The 15605-nt window shown below is 52.5% G+C and carries 12 protein-coding genes and 2 tRNA genes; 5 read left to right on the forward strand and 9 right to left on the reverse strand.

Annotated elements, in window-relative coordinates; all coding sequences use genetic code 11:
* Window positions 1–18: 18 nt before the first annotated feature.
* Genes sdhA through sdhC form a run of 3 tightly spaced genes read right to left on the reverse strand, consistent with a single transcriptional unit; the run spans window position 19 to window position 2514 of the window.
* Window positions 19–1791 (reverse strand): succinate dehydrogenase flavoprotein subunit, encoded by a 1773-nt coding sequence (gene sdhA, locus ACUVOF_RS00560; RefSeq protein ID WP_447042505.1) that lies wholly within the window; start codon window positions 1789–1791, stop codon window positions 19–21.
* Window positions 1792–1795: 4 nt separating this feature from the next.
* Window positions 1796–2143 carry a succinate dehydrogenase, hydrophobic membrane anchor protein gene (gene sdhD / locus ACUVOF_RS00565; RefSeq protein ID WP_113270364.1) on the reverse strand — a complete coding sequence of 116 codons (348 nt, stop codon included), beginning with the start codon at window positions 2141–2143 and terminating at the stop codon, window positions 1796–1798.
* Window positions 2137–2514, reverse strand: a complete 378-nt coding sequence (sdhC, locus tag ACUVOF_RS00570) for a succinate dehydrogenase, cytochrome b556 subunit (RefSeq protein WP_447042506.1) — start codon at window positions 2512–2514, stop codon at window positions 2137–2139. The genes sdhD and sdhC overlap by 7 nt, the downstream gene beginning before the upstream one ends.
* A 500-nt stretch (window positions 2515–3014) precedes the next feature.
* Here sdhC and gltA point away from each other — a divergent pair, with 500 nt between their 5' ends.
* Window positions 3015–4301 (forward strand): citrate synthase, encoded by a 1287-nt coding sequence (gene gltA / locus ACUVOF_RS00575; RefSeq protein ID WP_447042507.1) that lies wholly within the window; start codon window positions 3015–3017, stop codon window positions 4299–4301.
* Window positions 4302–5007: 706 nt separating this feature from the next.
* Here the strand turns inward: gltA and ACUVOF_RS00580 are convergent.
* The 3 genes from ACUVOF_RS00580 to gltX all read right to left on the reverse strand — a co-directional run bounded on the left by ACUVOF_RS00580 (window position 5008) and on the right by gltX (window position 6842).
* Window positions 5008–5083: transfer RNA gene (locus tag ACUVOF_RS00580), tRNA-Glu, on the reverse strand.
* 68 nt (window positions 5084–5151) lie between these two features.
* Window positions 5152–5227: transfer RNA gene (locus ACUVOF_RS00585), tRNA-Ala, on the reverse strand.
* A 133-nt stretch (window positions 5228–5360) separates the two neighbouring features.
* The gene (gltX, locus tag ACUVOF_RS00590) at window positions 5361–6842 is read right to left on the reverse strand and encodes a glutamate--tRNA ligase (RefSeq protein ID WP_447042508.1); all 1482 of its coding nucleotides are present in this window, start codon (window positions 6840–6842) and stop codon (window positions 5361–5363) included.
* A 313-nt stretch (window positions 6843–7155) separates the two neighbouring features.
* Between gltX and ACUVOF_RS00595 the strand changes: the two genes are divergently transcribed.
* Entirely contained in the window at window positions 7156–7680 is a 525-nt protein-coding gene (locus tag ACUVOF_RS00595; RefSeq protein WP_447042509.1) for a helix-turn-helix domain-containing protein, read from the forward strand.
* Between the two features lie 5 nt (window positions 7681–7685).
* On the opposite strand, the gene ACUVOF_RS00600 is transcribed toward ACUVOF_RS00595, so the two are convergent.
* Window positions 7686–8312, reverse strand: a complete 627-nt coding sequence (locus tag ACUVOF_RS00600; RefSeq protein ID WP_447042510.1) for a hypothetical protein — start codon at window positions 8310–8312, stop codon at window positions 7686–7688.
* Between the two features lie 147 nt (window positions 8313–8459).
* Here ACUVOF_RS00600 and ACUVOF_RS00605 point away from each other — a divergent pair, with 147 nt between their 5' ends.
* The 3 genes from ACUVOF_RS00605 (at window position 8460) to ACUVOF_RS00615 (ending at window position 12716) form a co-directional block, all read left to right on the forward strand.
* Entirely contained in the window at window positions 8460–9266 is an 807-nt protein-coding gene (locus tag ACUVOF_RS00605; RefSeq protein WP_447042511.1) for a sulfite exporter TauE/SafE family protein, read from the forward strand.
* A gap of 325 nt (window positions 9267–9591) precedes the next feature.
* Window positions 9592–11115, forward strand: coding sequence for an alpha/beta fold hydrolase (locus ACUVOF_RS00610; RefSeq protein ID WP_447042512.1), 1524 nt, complete (start codon window positions 9592–9594; stop codon window positions 11113–11115).
* A 1268-nt stretch (window positions 11116–12383) separates the two neighbouring features.
* A complete protein-coding gene (locus ACUVOF_RS00615) occupies window positions 12384–12716 on the forward strand; it encodes a hypothetical protein (RefSeq protein WP_447042513.1) in 333 nt (110 codons plus the stop codon).
* A gap of 44 nt (window positions 12717–12760) precedes the next feature.
* Here ACUVOF_RS00615 and ACUVOF_RS00620 read toward each other — a convergent pair whose 3' ends face one another.
* Together ACUVOF_RS00620 and ACUVOF_RS00625 are read right to left on the reverse strand one after the other, a co-directional pair.
* The gene (locus ACUVOF_RS00620; RefSeq protein ID WP_447042514.1) at window positions 12761–13810 is read right to left on the reverse strand and encodes a phage portal protein; all 1050 of its coding nucleotides are present in this window, start codon (window positions 13808–13810) and stop codon (window positions 12761–12763) included.
* Window positions 13807–15585 (reverse strand): terminase large subunit domain-containing protein, encoded by a 1779-nt coding sequence (locus ACUVOF_RS00625; protein ID WP_447042515.1) that lies wholly within the window; start codon window positions 15583–15585, stop codon window positions 13807–13809. The genes ACUVOF_RS00620 and ACUVOF_RS00625 overlap by 4 nt, the downstream gene beginning before the upstream one ends.
* Between the last annotated feature and the right edge of the window lie 20 nt (window positions 15586–15605).

The following is a 15605-nucleotide window of genomic DNA, read 5'->3' on the forward strand; positions in this document are numbered from 1 at the left end:
CTCTCGTCAATGCGGCGTTTAGTAGGTACGAACCTTAGGCTCGAACGTATCAACAGTTTTCGGCTTAAAGTTAACGTCGCGCTTCTTCAATTCTTTCGTTGCTGGGAAGAAGAGCGAGTGCTTGAGCCAGTTGACATCATCACGGTCTGGATAGTCGTAGCGTGAGTGCGCACCACGGCTCTCTTTACGCTCCAGGGCAGCGATCGCCGTCGCTTCTGCCACTTCCATTAGATTATCAAGCTCTAATGCTTCTACACGTGCGGTGTTAAAGGCGTTGGACTTGTCAGGCAAGTGGGCGTTAGCGATACGCTCACGCAGTAGCGCTAGCTTATCGACGCCTTCCAGCATGTTTTTCTCTTCACGGAATACGCCGAAGGAAGTCTGCATGATTTCCTGAAGCTCGGCTTTCAGTTCAGGAATGCTTTCGCCGCCTTCAGACTCGTTCCAGCGCGTGATCCGCTTCATGGCGAATTCGATATCCGACTCAGAAGCATCCAGGTACTCAATGCCTTCGTTCAGCGCGCCTTCGATAAACATGCCAGCGGCACGACCGAATACCACTAGATCCAGCAGTGAGTTACCACCCAAGCGGTTAGCACCGTGCACAGATACACACGCTGCTTCACCACAGGCAAACAGACCGTTAACGATATGGTCGTTGCCGTTTTCGTCCATGGTAATCGCCTGACCGTGAATGTTGGTCGGAATACCGCCCATCATGTAGTGGCAGGTCGGTACGACCGGGATCGGATCCTTGGCCGGGTCAACGTGAGCAAACGTCTTGGAAAGCTCGACGATACCGGGCAGGCGTTTACCAAGCACTTCTTCACCCAAGTGATCGAGTTTCAGGAAGACGTGATCGCCTTTCTCGCCGCAACCACGACCTTCCAGAATTTCCATCACCATCGAACGGGCGACGACGTCACGGCCCGCCAAATCTTTGGCGTTCGGCGCATAGCGCTCCATGAAGCGTTCGCCGTCTTTATTGATCAGATAGCCACCCTCACCGCGACAACCTTCGGTGACCAGCGTGCCCGCACCATAGATACCGGTCGGGTGGAACTGCCACATTTCCATGTCCTGCATCGGAAAGCCAGCACGTAGCGCCATGCCGATACCGTCGCCGGTGTTGATCAAAGCGTTAGTGGTTGAAGCGTAAATACGGCCTGCACCACCGGTCGCCAATACCGTGGCCTTGGATTTAACGTGAACCACTTCACCTGTCTCGATGCACATGGCAATACAACCCACCACGTCACCGCTGGCGTTTTTGACCAAATCAACCGCATACCATTCATTGAGGAACACGGTATTGTTCTTCAAGTTATTCTGATAAAGCGTGTGCAACAGTGCGTGACCGGTCCGGTCAGCCGCCGCACAAGTACGTGCCGCCTGGCCACCTTCACCAAAATTCTTGGACTGACCACCAAACGGGCGCTGATAGATGCGGCCGTTGTCAAAACGCGAGAACGGCAGGCCCATGTGCTCGAGTTCAAATACCGCTTTCGGCCCTTCGGAACACATATACTCAGCCGCATCCTGGTCAGCGATATAATCGCCGCCTTTAACGGTGTCATACATGTGCCAGCGCCAGTCATCATTCGGATCGTCGGAAGCAATCGCACAGGTAATACCACCCTGGGCAGAAACGGTATGCGAGCGGGTCGGGAAAACTTTCGATAACACGGCCGTCTTTTTACCGGACTTCGCCAGTTCCAGTGCGGCTCGCAGGCCAGAGCCACCACCGCCAACGATAATGGCGTCGAACGTCAGGCTACGCAGATTAGACATGTAATCAAGCTCCCCACAAAATTTGAATGCCCCACACCAAGTACACGAAAATGCCCAAAATAATGACAGCTTGGGCACCCACGCGCAGGCGGGTGGACTTGAGATAGTCGGTAGTGACGGTCCACAGGCCAATCCAGGCGTGCGCGGCTAAGGCGATAAAGGCCAATAGCGAGAAAATGCGCATCCACGTCTGGTTGAAAAGGCCACTCCACGCGTAGTAATCGAGGTCTGGATTAAACAGCAGGAAGGCAACGATAAAGACCGTATAAAGCGCCAAAATGACAGCGGATACGCGCTGCATCAGCCAGTCAGAAAGCCCACTACGGCCAAAACTTGTAATGTTGGTTACCATACCCAAACTCCTGCCAAAATAATCAGAACAGCACTGACCACGACGGTGATTTGCGCTTTTTGCACGCCGCCTTCAAGGGTTACGCCAATGTCAGCATCCATCAGCATGTGTTTAACACCTGCTACAAAGTGGAATGCCAAGGCGGACAACAGACCCCAAGCAATGAGCTTAGCCAAAAAATTATTGGCCAACGCATCGCTAACAGCGTCGAAGCCCGCCGGAGATGACAAGGATTTACCCAGCGCCCAAAAAGCGAAAATCAAGCCAACGAACAGGATGACACCCGTGATGCGGTGTGTGATCGACGTCAGCGCCGGCAGTGGGAAATGTATTGTAGAAAGATCTAGGTTTACGGGTCGTTTGCTATTCACGGCTTTGTACACACTCTCTTGGCCCGCTCTGCGACAGGTCGGGCATGGCCCGAGCGGACGGTGGTTGCTGGAAGGGGCTCGGCCGTTGCCAAGTCGGGCACGACCACCTATCTGCCGGTCGCGCGCCGTGGATTATAAGAACCTTCGCCCTCGCTTACAAACCGAACTCAGGCCTAACACGACTATGGTGCAAGAAAATTGTCGTCATACTGAGTCGATTTTGCGCTGCAGCATAGCTATAGTAGAAGTAGACCAGCAATTTGATAAGCCTGTTAACATATTATGTTAGCCTATCGACAATTTTTAAGCATGCTTCCATCAGGTAGGCTTTCACATCATATACAAAACCACTCATAACAAAAATATCTGTACAACTTGCAGCTAGCGATTAGGCTAATTGACAAAATGTCGCACACTTCTATAGTGGGCAAGCCTTTTCGCCGGCGCGGTATGCGCAGCAACGACTTTACGTCCCAACCCGAATTCGAAAGGAGGCCAGCATGGCTGACAGGAAAGCGACATTGACGGTAGACGGTCTGGATAAACCGATCGAGCTACCCATGTATTCCGGCACACTTGGCCCCGACGTCATCGACGTACGCGGCTTAGGCGCTGAAGGCCTGTTCACCTACGATCCCGGCTTTATGGCCACCTCTTCCTGCCAGTCTGCCATCACTTATATTGATGGTGGCAAGGGCGTGCTGCTACACCGCGGCTATCCCATCGACCAGCTGGCCAAAGAGTCTAATTTCGTAGAAGTGTGCTACACCCTGCTGTTTGGTGAGCTACCTAACGACGAACAGTACGCCGACTTTGAATCGCGTATTCGTAACCACACCATGGTTCACGATCAAATTAATAACTTCTTTAAAGGGTTCCGCCGCGATGCGCACCCGATGTCCATTTTATGCGGCGTAGTGGGTGGCTTAGCGGCCTTCTACCATGACCACATGGACATTACTCAGGAAGAAGATCGTGTTATCAGTGCTATTCGCCTGATTGCCAAGATGCCGACACTGGCGGCGATGTCGCATAAATATAATGTGGGCCAGCCCTTCAACTATCCGCGCAACGACCTGAGCTATGCAGAGAACTTCCTCTACATGATGTTCAGCAACCCGTGCGAAGAGTACAAAATCAATCCGGTATACGCGAAAGCTATGGACCGCATCTTTATGCTGCATGCGGACCACGAGCAGAACGCCTCAACATCGACCGTACGCCTGGCAGGTTCGACGGGCGCCAACCCATTCGCCTGTATCAGCGCAGGTATCGCGGCACTTTGGGGCCCCGCTCACGGCGGTGCTAACGAAGCCGTACTCGCCATGCTTGACGAAATCGGCGAAGATTCGGAAGAAAATATCCAGCGCTTTGTCGATAAAGCCAAGGATAAAGACGACCCGTTCAAGCTAATGGGTTTTGGTCACCGCGTTTATCGAAACTTTGATCCGCGCGCCAAGGTAATGAAAGAGACCTGTGATGAAGTGCTTGCAGAGCTCGGCATGGCCGACGATCCGCAGCTTAAAATTGCCAAACGTCTTGAGCAAATTGCCTTGGAAGATGAATACTTCATCGAGCGCAAGCTCTACCCGAACGTTGATTTCTATTCGGGTATCATTCTAAAAGCGATGGGTATCCCCACCAATATGTTTACCGTGATTTTTGCGGTATCGCGCACCATTGGCTGGATCTCTCACTGGAACGAAATGCTCAGCGAAAGCTACAAAATCGGTCGTCCGCGTCAGCTCTATGTGGGCCACGACCAACGTGACTATCCGACAAAATAAAATCAACGGCAGCATGGTTGATTGCATTTCAAGAGGCCGCCTACGGGCGGCCTTTTGCGTAGAGGCTGTTCAACGTAAAACCATTAAAGCCTCAATGCGTCGATACACGCCTTAACGATCTTATCAACACCCAAGGATGCCTTGCGTAAGAGTGCCTCGCAGAAAGCCTCTTTACGTCCGCTCTGCCGACAGCCAGATGGCTCTGTTGAATAGCTCAATAGCTCCGTTGAACAGCCCTGTTAAATAGCTCTGCTGAATAGTGCCTTTAACAAGCCTTTTTTAGCTTAGCCCTAGACTATATGGCTATCATCAAAACGCCTGAGCAGGTCCTAATAACGCTTGACTTTTTTGCTTCCCGGCCTGGATCAGGGTTTTCCACACTATCTGTGGATAACCCTGTTCACAACCACTTCAAAACGTCCCGTAATCGCCATGGACAGTGGGCCAGCCTTAAATTGGTCATTTTTTGATCTAACGTAAACCATTGTTTTTAAACGATTTAAGTTCTGTTCAAGATTTTTTGCGTCAACAACAAAGGGTTGTGCACAACCTCAAGGCCGGAGTGGCAAAAGTGGACAAGTCAAGCATAAAATCGTCTAGAAAATGGCGATTTGTAGCTTTTCTGTAAATGGCAGGAATGCGAAAAAACTAGCAAATGAGAAATCTCATTACTAGAAAATCAAACGGGAAAGGAATCACTAAATGATGGCGTCCCATAGGGGGTTCGAACCCCTGTTACCGCCGTGAAAGGGCGGTGTCCTAGACCACTAGACGAATGGGACGTATGAAAATCAATCACAAGCGCGGCTTCACGAACAACGACTCACAAGCTTTCAATCGCTATGCGAATTGGTGGAGCCTAGCGGGATCGAACCGCTGACCTCAACACTGCCAGTGTTGCGCTCTCCCAGCTGAGCTAAGGCCCCACATGTCGCGAAGACGGAGCGTATAATACTGATTGTGCTGATCTTCGTCAATAAAAAAAGCGCCTATTTACACTACAAACTGCCTAGAGAAAATAGACGCTTTTGTAATCGCTAGCGCTTCGGTAAACCGCGTTTACGCAATTTCACGAAATTCCTTCTCAAAGCGCTTAGCCTGCTTTTTGGAAACACCGCCCAATACCTCTACAGCACTTCGCAATCGTGCTCGGGTGACATCAGAGCCAAGAATCGCCATCGCATCCATTACTGAGGTGCTAGACGTACTACCGGTAATGGCAATAAACACTGGCGCCAGAAACGTCTTCATTTTTAAATCAAAGTGCTCAGCCAGGAGCTTTACTTCATGTAAAAGCGCGTCTTTATTCCAAGCCGAAACACCTTCAAATCGCCAGACCAGGAACTGGAGCAGCTTTACCAACTCATCTTCTTCAAGCTTCACGCTATCAAAGGACTCTTTTGTCAGCACTGGTAAGCCCGAGAAAAAATGCCCTGCCAACGGCATGACCTGGGAGAGCGTTTCTACCCGTGGCCGTACCTGTGGCAATATCTGCTTAACGTAGGCGTCATTGAAGGCCCACTCCCGCAGCGCGCTCAACAGCGCACCGTCATCCAAATCTTCACGAATATAGACGCCGTTCAGCCAAGTCAGTTTTTCCAAGTCAAACACAGGCCCACCTAACGAGACACGCTGAACATCAAATTCAGCCATCATTTCTTGTAGGCTAAATTTTTCGCGCTCATCGGGCATCGACCACCCCATTCGCCCCAAATAGTTGGTCACGGCCTGGGGCAAAAAACCCATCCGCCGGTAGTAATTGATGGAAGTTGGGTTCTTGCGCTTCGAAAGTTTGGATTTATCCGGATTGCGCAGCAGCGGCATATGGCAAAGTTGCGGCATTTGCCAACCAAAATATTCATACAGCAGTTGGTGCTTAGGTGCCGAGTTAATCCACTCTTCGCCACGCAGTACGTGGGTAATAGCCATCAGGTGATCGTCAACCACATTGGCTAAATGGTAGGTAGGCATGCCGTCCGATTTAAGCAGAATTTGTGCATCGACCTGTGCCCACTCCACTTCAATCGTGCCGCGTAGCATGTCGTTAACCACACAAACACCCTCGGCAGGCACGTTCATACGCACCACGTAAGGCCAGCCTTCTTGCTCACGGCGAGCTTGTTCCTGCTCATCAAGCGACAAGTCTGCGGGCTTCAAAGCCAGCTGCAACCCCGCTGCTTTGCGTGCCTCACGCAGCTCATCCAACTCTTCACTGGTGCGATAACACTTAAATGCATATCCGTTATCAAGCAGTTGCTGGGCATATTGGGCATAAATATCGCCACGCTCGCTTTGCCGATAAGGGCCATGCGGCCCACCCACATCGGGACCTTCATCCCACTCAAGTCCCAGCCAACGCAGCGAATCGAGAATCATCTGCTCCGACTCAGGCGTAGAGCGCACCCGATCAGTGTCTTCTATACGGAGGATAAATTGGCCGCCATGCTGACGCGCAAAACATAGATTAAAAAGCGCGATGTAAGCCGTACCAACGTGGGGGTCCCCTGTCGGAGAAGGTGCGATGCGAGTACGTACGGTCATGAAAACGTCCTATTGGCAAAAATGCATGGCGATATTATACGCACCTTAAGCGTAACCAACAGCGCCATACAGGGAACAACTTCTGCTAGAAAGCGTCAGAGAAATTAGCTCAACGTTATTTTGTCCAACAATGCGCGCTAAAGCACAATCGCTTAATATGGCTCTGCAACATCACCTTGGGGGCATACCCCATGATCGAGCCAAACGAAAATTGCATGTTCAAAGAGCCACTATCCTATACTGGAAGAAATTCTATAATGTCTATAGTGGAAGTCATTCACGAGCTCTTTAGCTCATTCATCAGGAAGACGAAATGGAATCGCTAGGCTCACGTATCAAGCAACTCCGGCTTAGGGCCAAGCTCAACAAAGCTGCCCTTGCTCGCAAAGTTGGCGTGTCAGATGTCACCATTTCCTATTGGGAATCCGGAGCGATCAAACAGATCGGTCATGAACGCCTCGTTGCGCTCGCTGACGCCCTCGACTGTTCCCTAGCCACACTATTGGAAGGTGATAGCGCCCCAGAGCTATTAACGTTGACCCATGCCGGCCCCCTCCCGTGGGAACAGGTACAGGCAACAACCATTAAAGTGCCCAGTCATTTACCGCTGAACATTGACTGGAAAGCGCCATGCGTAATGGCAACACCCGGAAAAGGCACTGACTTTTCGCCCATTAGCGCAGGTGACTTACTGCTGCTTGGGCCAACGCTCGTGTTTCACAAAGCGGGCCATTATCTAGTGCAACGCGACGATCGCTTCGTGATTGAGCACTTGACTAAAGCCCCAAGCGACACCGCTATTCATGCAGTACTGTTAGCCCATTGGCATCCTGCCTAAAGCGTCTACCTCCCCGGACTCTCTAGCACCTCCACCTGGTCACGCGTTTGTCTTGGCTCACTCCCAACCAAGAAACGCCGTGAGTAGGTGGCCACTTGGCCCAGCCCATGGCGGGATTGGCTTACCAGCTCTCCCGCCAGATGCTGGCCTTTGTGGCCAATACGCGCTTGCACGGCTTCCGGCTGCACGCTTCCTTCGGAAACCTCAACCTGCACGACATAGCCACCATCTGGTAAACCACTGCCCGGGCCAAAGGGCCCCGCTGCGAACATGCCATCCTCTATACGTGTCCGCTCGCGCCAACGCACGCTACTAATCTCACGCTCGACTATAATTTGCACTAATGTCTCGTCGGGTAAGTTACTTTCGCCCTCTACCATTAGGCGCCGATCACTACGTAGCGATACGTGTGCCGATATCTCGACAGCAAGTGGCGCGACTTCTTCCGCTTCCTCAACTTCCACCTCCTCAACGTCTGCTTGATCAGCTGCTGTTTCAGCAACCGAAGGTTCAGAGGCTGGCGCTTGCTCGGTGGTTGATGCCGGCCCACTCGACTCCTGTGTTTCACCACAGCCTGCCAGTAGCGCAACGGACAACGTCAACACCCCAACACGACTTATTACTTTGCGCATACATACTCCAGAACGTTACCTGATCTGCAGCTTACCACTGCATAGCCGCCGCCACAGTGGAATACTCTTCTTCTGCCCCGCCACGCCCCCCACTTCCGGTACAATGTGGTTATCATGCTAACAACACATTTTTAGAGGGTAGCGACTTTGGATATCATTTGGTGGTTGGCGTATATAGCACTGGGCGGCTTTGTTGGACTGATGGCAGGCTTACTGGGGATCGGCGGTGGCGGCATCATGGTGCCAATTTTAACGTCACTTTTCGTACTACAAGGTGTTCCCCACGAGCACCTAGCCCACTTGGCCTTGGGGACGGCTATGGCAGCGATCATTCCCGCCTCCACCGCCAGCCTGTTTTCCCACCATCGGCACGGAGCGGTTCGTTGGGACATTGTTCGATTTATTACCCCCGGCATTTTAGTGGGCACGTTTTTGGCCACCTTTATCGCCGCGCTAATCCCCACCCGAGGCCTAGCCATCTTTTTTGCCTGCTTTATGGTGTTAATGTCGCTTCAAATGCTGGCAAATATTAAGCCCAAACCGAGCCGTGGCCTACCTGGCCCAGTGGGCGTAAGCGGTGTGGGCCTGGGCATTGGCGGTATTTCAGCACTCGTGGCCATTGGCGGCGGCTCACTGACAGTGCCCTTCTTAACGTGGTGCAACGTAAAGCTTCCCCGCGCGATCGGTACCTCGGCAGCCGTAGGGCTACCGATTGCTGTCGCCGGGGCGCTGGGCTACGTGATCAACGGCTGGTCTACCGAAGGCCTGCCCAGCACAGCGCTCGGCTACGTTTACCTACCTGCCCTACTGCTAATGGCGCCCTTCAGTATCCTAACCGCCCCCATCGGCGCAAAGCTCGCCCACAAGCTGCCTGTCGCCCTACTCAAGCGAGTATTCGCGTTTATGTTGATGGGGTTGGCACTACAAATGGTGTATGCGGTGTTTACGGCGTGAGGGTGGCGAGCAAGGGTCACAAGGCCTTCGGACTAGCCAGTGCACGTTAAATGAAAGGCTCAAATGAGATCGTTTAACTTAAATGCAGTGCTGGAACGATACGCTGGAGCACACTTCGCGAGCCGGTCAAATCAGGGGTTTGATAAGGCGATAGCGAGTATAAAAGTTACTTTAAAAAAGCGAGCAAACTGTCGAATGGCGTCCCTCCACAGCAACAGAGTAAAATGGGTCAAGCGCCATGATTTAATTATTCCTATAGTGAACCTACGGTACAGCTTTTGCCGTCTTTCTCGCCAACAAATTCAACTGTGAGTGGAGAGATGTTATGCGCCCAAAAAAGCAAACTGCATACGTTAGCCTATGCTTTATGGCTGTCCTAGGCGCTGGTGTTGCTCATGCAGAAACCAGTGATGATTCCATACCTCGGTTGGAAAGCGCCTCCTGTGCCACACAAGCGCTTGAAGACCTCAATGCCAGTTGCTACACCTTCTATGGTCAAGAAAACTGGAACGCCCCAAACGGGAATACGATTGAGCTTCCCGTAGGTGTCATCGAACCAGAGACTGAAAATGATGCCGATGAAGAAAGCGATCCTGTGGTCTTTTTTCCCGGCGGCCCGGGGTACTCTATTCTCGGCAATGCTGATTACATTGAGCAACTGCGTAAGGATATTGGCAACCGCTCGTTAGTCGTGTTTGATCCTCGCGGCTTTAAGCATGCCACCCCTTCATTGGAGTGCCCTGACTACGCAGCCGTATCCCCGTACCACAATATTATTCACACACCGGCGCTAACAGCGTCGCTTGATCCTATGGAGCGGATGCAACACATCACCAGCGAAGTGTCCGACTGCTACCAAAAGCTTGAAGATGAAGGCATTGAAATAGCCCAATATACAGAAAGCGCAACTGCACGAGACGTTGAAGAGATCCGTAGTCTGCTTGATTACGATAACGTAAATATTTTCGGCTCCTCTACCGGGAGTGGCACAGCGCTGTCTTATGTTCGCTATTATCCTGATAGTGTGAGAGCCGCTATTCTTGGTTGGCCCTGGTACACCAGCCTTCGCAATAGAGCACCGTTAGATGAATTCTATACACTAAAAAGCAAGTTTACTGATGTTTTAGCCATGTGCGTTGAAGACAGCGAAGCTTGCCGAGAACAGATCCCAGCATGGTTCTTGGCCATTGATAGGGCGCGCCGCGCACTGGACGACAGGCCTTACATTGCCCAGGTTGAATCAGACGGCGAGCAGAAAACCCTATATTTTGACGGTGCTGCTTTCCTCGACACCCTCTACCTAATGCTGCCGCAATACTATGATGAACTGCCTCGCATTGTTTCCGAAGTGCGTGAGGGGGACTACTCATCGCTACATGATTTCTTCATGATTGATGATTACAACCCGGTTACCGAAGCACCCAACTATGCCATGGGCGCGTTCCTGGCTCAGGCCTGTAACGACATGGGGACAAACCGCCCAACGCCACAAGACTCAATAGCTGCCGTGCAACGTGAACCCGCCATTATCGGCTTTGAGCCAATTTGGCTCTGCGCATGGTGGGGCGTAGATGGCGACGTGCCACCCGAGCATAACGACATTGTATCGGCTGAAACGCCCGCACTGGCGATACATGGCCAGATGGACCCTTGCTGCGGTACGCGCTGGAGCGAAGCGCTATCCGATACGATGCCTAATCTCCAGGCCATCGAGATGCAGGCCATGGGGCATAGCCCGGTCAATGAGTGTCGATCCACCGTGATTAACGAATTTCTTGGCGACCCACTCGCACAAGTGGACACCAGCTGCAAAAACGAAGTACCGCTAGCCGAATGGCAGTTGGAGTAGTTCACGCACTTTGCGCCTCATACGAACCTAAAGAAATGCTCACAGCCCGCTTCGGCGGGCTGTTTTATGGCTTACCACACCCTGAAATGTAAACCTCCCCTCAGCGCCGCTAACACTCTGCCATCAGTCCCGCACGCTATATGCGTAAATTCACCTCTTCTGTGAACGTGCACAGGTATCACTATGGCACTAGAACAATACCATCAGGGCTGACGTGTTGCGGAAGTCAATGAGGGTCACGCTCCTTACTTTCTCTGCAGACTGTTGGTCTGGGCTGAAAGGCCTTTTTTGCGTACAATTGCGCATCAATAAACTCTCGCTTCTATTACGTCTTCACAGTGGGTTACTTTCACTTATTTCAAGACATAACTCATACCGCATCTATAAATTGCAAGTGATTGATATGACAAATCAAAGCCCCGCAAATGCGGCTCGCCGGTTTTCGGTTGCACCGATGATGGATTAGACCGAAACCCCGCCGTTAAGCCTCTCGTTAAGAATAAGTACCAAATTTGTGCCAACTAAATAGCGCTTTTGTTCTGTTTCCCTTTTGCTTACAGATCCGCGAGTGACGCGTGTGCGTGCGCATCATGCGTGAAGGTGCGCCAGAATGTTTGGGGGTCTCGGAAAAAGGTAATAAAGGTAACCAATCTCGAAAATACACAGTAAGCCACTGAAATATATATAATTAAAACAGTCGTTCAAAAGGTAATAAAAAGGTGATCAATAGGTAACCACATTACCTTTTAAATAGGTAAATTCTTATTTTTATAAATCCTATTATTTTCAGTCACTTACTTTAATATTACCTTTTAGTCACCTTTTATTACCTTTTAGAGGTAATCTTAAAATAAGTAAAAACATAAACTTATAGACGAATATCGGCCAAATTACCTAGATTACCTTTTTCCGAGACCCCCATGCTTTCTGAGAGATTTTCCCGTGGCCTCCTTGTCCGGGATTACTACATTGATTTCGCAAGATTCCGCATGAGAAAGCTCCCCTGTAACAGGGCTATAAAGCCCAGTACCGGCGCGGCTTGGTAGCTAGTGCATGGGTGCATAAAAACACACAGGTTTAGCGCGCAGGCGGGGCGGGGAGTCGACGGCGCGACAAGCGATAACATACAACACCTTTCAACACTCACATCGACCTATGCGAAAGCTGGGGAGTTGTGCTCTTGAGGAATTGCAAGGAAGGCACTATATGTTAAATAGGTGCCGTCGGCGGGCGGTGTAACGTGGGCATAGCAAGAAAAGGGGTTTTGCATGGACGAAGTGACAAAGGATGGGAAAGTTACATCGAAGGGCAACTCTGTGCACCTTCATAACCTTTCTGAAACCGATAGGCTTGTTGATGACTGGGGATCTGAGGGCGCTGCGGCCATTCTTGGTAAAACCGTACGTGATAATTACGATTCCAGCTTCACCAATGAACACGCTGAAGGTGTGATTCGATTTTCTCGGTTTAGCCGTAAACATGACATGAAAGCTGCAATTGAGTCTACAGAGGCTTATGCGGCTAATCAGGCTAACATTGTGATTGAAGAAAGTGGGCTGGATTTTAACATCAATGAATCTACTGCATCCGATAAGGAGTAGTTTGGTGAAACTTGGGGCTCACAGAGCCCCATTAGAAAGGCCTGTTAAACGATTCCTAGCTCATACCCCTTGAACCGAATCACCTCCTCCCCCAACACATCATTGATTTCACTAAACACCGCCTGCACCGGCTCTAGCTCATTAGTCACGAACACCTTGGCGGCTTTCTCCACGTCGCCAAAGCCACCGGTGTTGTTGGGGATGATGCCCATCAGCTGCGGGGGGATGCGGTGGCCGGCTAGCTGGTCATCGCGGGTGATATTTTTGATCGCCGCGAAGTCATCTTTGGCGGCAACCTCGCTGATCGGGATGATCTGGATGCCGTCTTTCTTGCCGTTGGGGCTATACAAAAACAGGTTGCGGAAGTTGCCCACGCCCTTCGACTCTTTTAGCGCCGTGCGCATGGCGTCGATATCTTCCTGGTTGTGGGCAGCGTCGGAGACGTACATCACGAAGCCCGCATGGGAGCCGTTGAGGTAATACTTGCGGCGGAACAGCGTGGCGTTTTCGTTGAGGTAGATCGACTGCAGCGCGCCCAGGTAATCCGGCACGCCGTAAACCTCCTGGTTGATGTCCGGTTCCAGCAAGTGAATGATGCTGCCCTCGTCGAACTCACTGCGATCGGACCAGTTAGGCACCCAGAAGTAGCGGCTAAGATCCGCCCCTCGGCGCACGTACTTGGCCCGCGCTGGTTTGAGTGCCAACAACCGGCCCAGTCGGCCAAAGATCCGCTCCAGGTAGCAGTTACCAAACACAAAGTAGTCAGTGGCCAGCGCGCTAAACGCCTGACGGCTGAGTAGCGGATGAGGAATAAAGGAGCGCACCAGGATATTGCGCTTCACTTGTATAGCCGAACCATGGTGCGCCGTGGCGCGGTAGGTCTGGGCCAGCGCGGGGAAATCCACCGGCGGCTCGTACCACTCATTGCCCAGCATCCAGCAGCCGGTGTAGAAAAAATCATAGCCATCGATCACCGGCGTCGGCTCGCCAAAGCTAAATGCCTCGGCTTTGGCAGGCGCGGCCGTGGTGTCGCTGTTTTTCACGTAAGCGGGCACTCGCACCCGCGGCTTTGGCGCTGCTGCCGCTTCGCTCATCCGTACATCTCCATTAGGGAACGGCCCGTGCCATGATCGACCGGGCCATCGAGTGGCTCATTGTGTAAGGCGTGCATGGTTGCCCACGCCAGGTCAGCGTGGCCGGTCTGGTTGTTGCGCCCGGCGGTGTAGGTCATCTGGCGTCCGGAAGCCGTCAGCTCCCGGCGGATCGCCATAAAGGACTGGGCGAGATCCACCCAACCAGCATCGAATTCAAGGCGCCCTTTATTGATGATCTGCTGCGCCTGCATCACCAGGCGCGACTTCATTTCCGGGGTATAGCGGTAACGGGTGACGGTGGGGAAGAACTTCGCCACCAGCTGGGCCACGGCTTCACCCAGGCCCGAGGTGTCGATGCCGATGAACGTCACGTTATAGCGCCGCGTCACGCTGCGAATAAACTCCGCCTGGGCCTCATAGTCGCGGCCCTTGATCCGGTGGCGTTCCAAAATACGGTGCTTGCTGTCGGTGGTTTTCGGCGGAGCCACCACCACCAAGCCAGCCCCATCACCATCTTCACCATCACCGGCTGGGTCGTACCCCACCCACACCGGGTGATCGCCATACGGCCGAGGCGCGAAGGGTTTTAGATCCCGCCAGGCATCCCAGCTATCCACCATGCAGCGCTGCATCATCGCCAGCGGGAAGGCGCTTTGCGTATCGTCCACGAACTCACACATCAGCAGGTTCGCAAACTCATCATCAGAGTACTCCAGGCGCAGCTGATCGATGTCGAAAAGGTCACAGCCCCCGGCAATGGCATCTTCAATAGTAACGATCTGCCGCCACTGGCCATCCGGCCCCCGCGCCCCGTTCTTCAAGGCCGCGTGGCTGACTTCGATCTTCACCCGGTCGGCTTTCTTCTGGCGTTTGTTGAACCGGTCACCGGTCCAGAACGGGTACGCCTCATGCGCCACGGAGGAAGGCGTGCTGAAATAGGTCTGCTTCCACTTCTTATGCATCGCCATGCCCGACGTCACCTTGCGGAACGTCTCGAAGCCATGAATCCAGAAGTATTCGTCTAAGTAGGTATCGCCGTGGTAGCCCTGGGCCGTTTTGGCGTTGGTACCCAAAAAATGCAGTTCGGCGCCGTTGGCGAGAATGATCGGATCGCCCTTCAACTCAACCCCGGTTACCTCCTTCACAAACTGCACGATGTAATGCCGGAAAATATGTGCCTGGGCCTTGCTCGCGCTCATGAAGATTTTGTTCTTGCCGGTCTCCATGGCATCGGCAATCGCTTCCCGGGCGAAGTACCAGGTCGCGCCAATTTGTCTCGACTTCAGTAGGTTACGAATACGCTCATGCTGACCGGCGCGGTACCAGCCACGCTGGTAATCAAACAGCGAGGCCTCAAACGCCTCAACAATCTGAATCACCCCCTCATCGCCCACATCGTTACGGGCCGGCTTTTTCTTCGGCCCCTCATTGCGGCGTTCGATGTTGGGGTTCAGGTCGGCTTCCTTACCGCTGCCCTGGTACTTATGCACCCGGGCAAGCCGCTCGATCTGGCGGACCAGCAGGTCGATCTCCTTAAAATCCTTGCCCTCTTTCTGATCCTTCCAAATCAGCTGCACCAAGCGCGCTTCCAGCGCCCCCTCTACCCGCTGGGTCGGCGTGGCGTCGTCCCAGGCGTCGCGTTTTTTCCAGCTATCAATCGTCGCCCGGGGAATTTCCAGAAACTCGGCAATGCGCGCAATCCGCCACCCCATCCAAAAAAGATGGCGGGCAGAGAGGCGGTAGTGATCGTCGTCGATATTGGCTTGAGGCGTCATGCCGCCAGCGTACCCGCGCA

It is taken from the genome of Vreelandella sp. H-I2 (genome assembly GCF_052959335.1).

What these genes read in the sequence shown, in the direction of transcription:
- sdhA (WP_447042505.1), bottom strand. Translation starts at nt 1,791, where the DNA reads ATGTCTAATCTGCGTAGCCTGACGTTCGACGCCATTATCGTTGGCGGT.
- sdhD (WP_113270364.1), bottom strand. Translation starts at nt 2,143, where the DNA reads ATGGTAACCAACATTACAAGTTTTGGCCGTAGTGGGCTTTCTGACTGG.
- gltA (WP_447042507.1), top strand. Translation starts at nt 3,015, where the DNA reads ATGGCTGACAGGAAAGCGACATTGACGGTAGACGGTCTGGATAAACCG.
- gltX (WP_447042508.1), bottom strand. Translation starts at nt 6,842, where the DNA reads ATGACCGTACGTACTCGCATCGCACCTTCTCCGACAGGGGACCCCCAC.
- ACUVOF_RS00595 (WP_447042509.1), top strand. Translation starts at nt 7,156, where the DNA reads ATGGAATCGCTAGGCTCACGTATCAAGCAACTCCGGCTTAGGGCCAAG.
- ACUVOF_RS00600 (WP_447042510.1), bottom strand. Translation starts at nt 8,312, where the DNA reads ATGCGCAAAGTAATAAGTCGTGTTGGGGTGTTGACGTTGTCCGTTGCG.
- ACUVOF_RS00610 (WP_447042512.1), top strand. Translation starts at nt 9,592, where the DNA reads ATGCGCCCAAAAAAGCAAACTGCATACGTTAGCCTATGCTTTATGGCT.
- ACUVOF_RS00615 (WP_447042513.1), top strand. Translation starts at nt 12,384, where the DNA reads ATGGACGAAGTGACAAAGGATGGGAAAGTTACATCGAAGGGCAACTCT.
- ACUVOF_RS00620 (WP_447042514.1), bottom strand. Translation starts at nt 13,810, where the DNA reads ATGAGCGAAGCGGCAGCAGCGCCAAAGCCGCGGGTGCGAGTGCCCGCT.
- ACUVOF_RS00625 (WP_447042515.1), bottom strand. Translation starts at nt 15,585, where the DNA reads ATGACGCCTCAAGCCAATATCGACGACGATCACTACCGCCTCTCTGCC.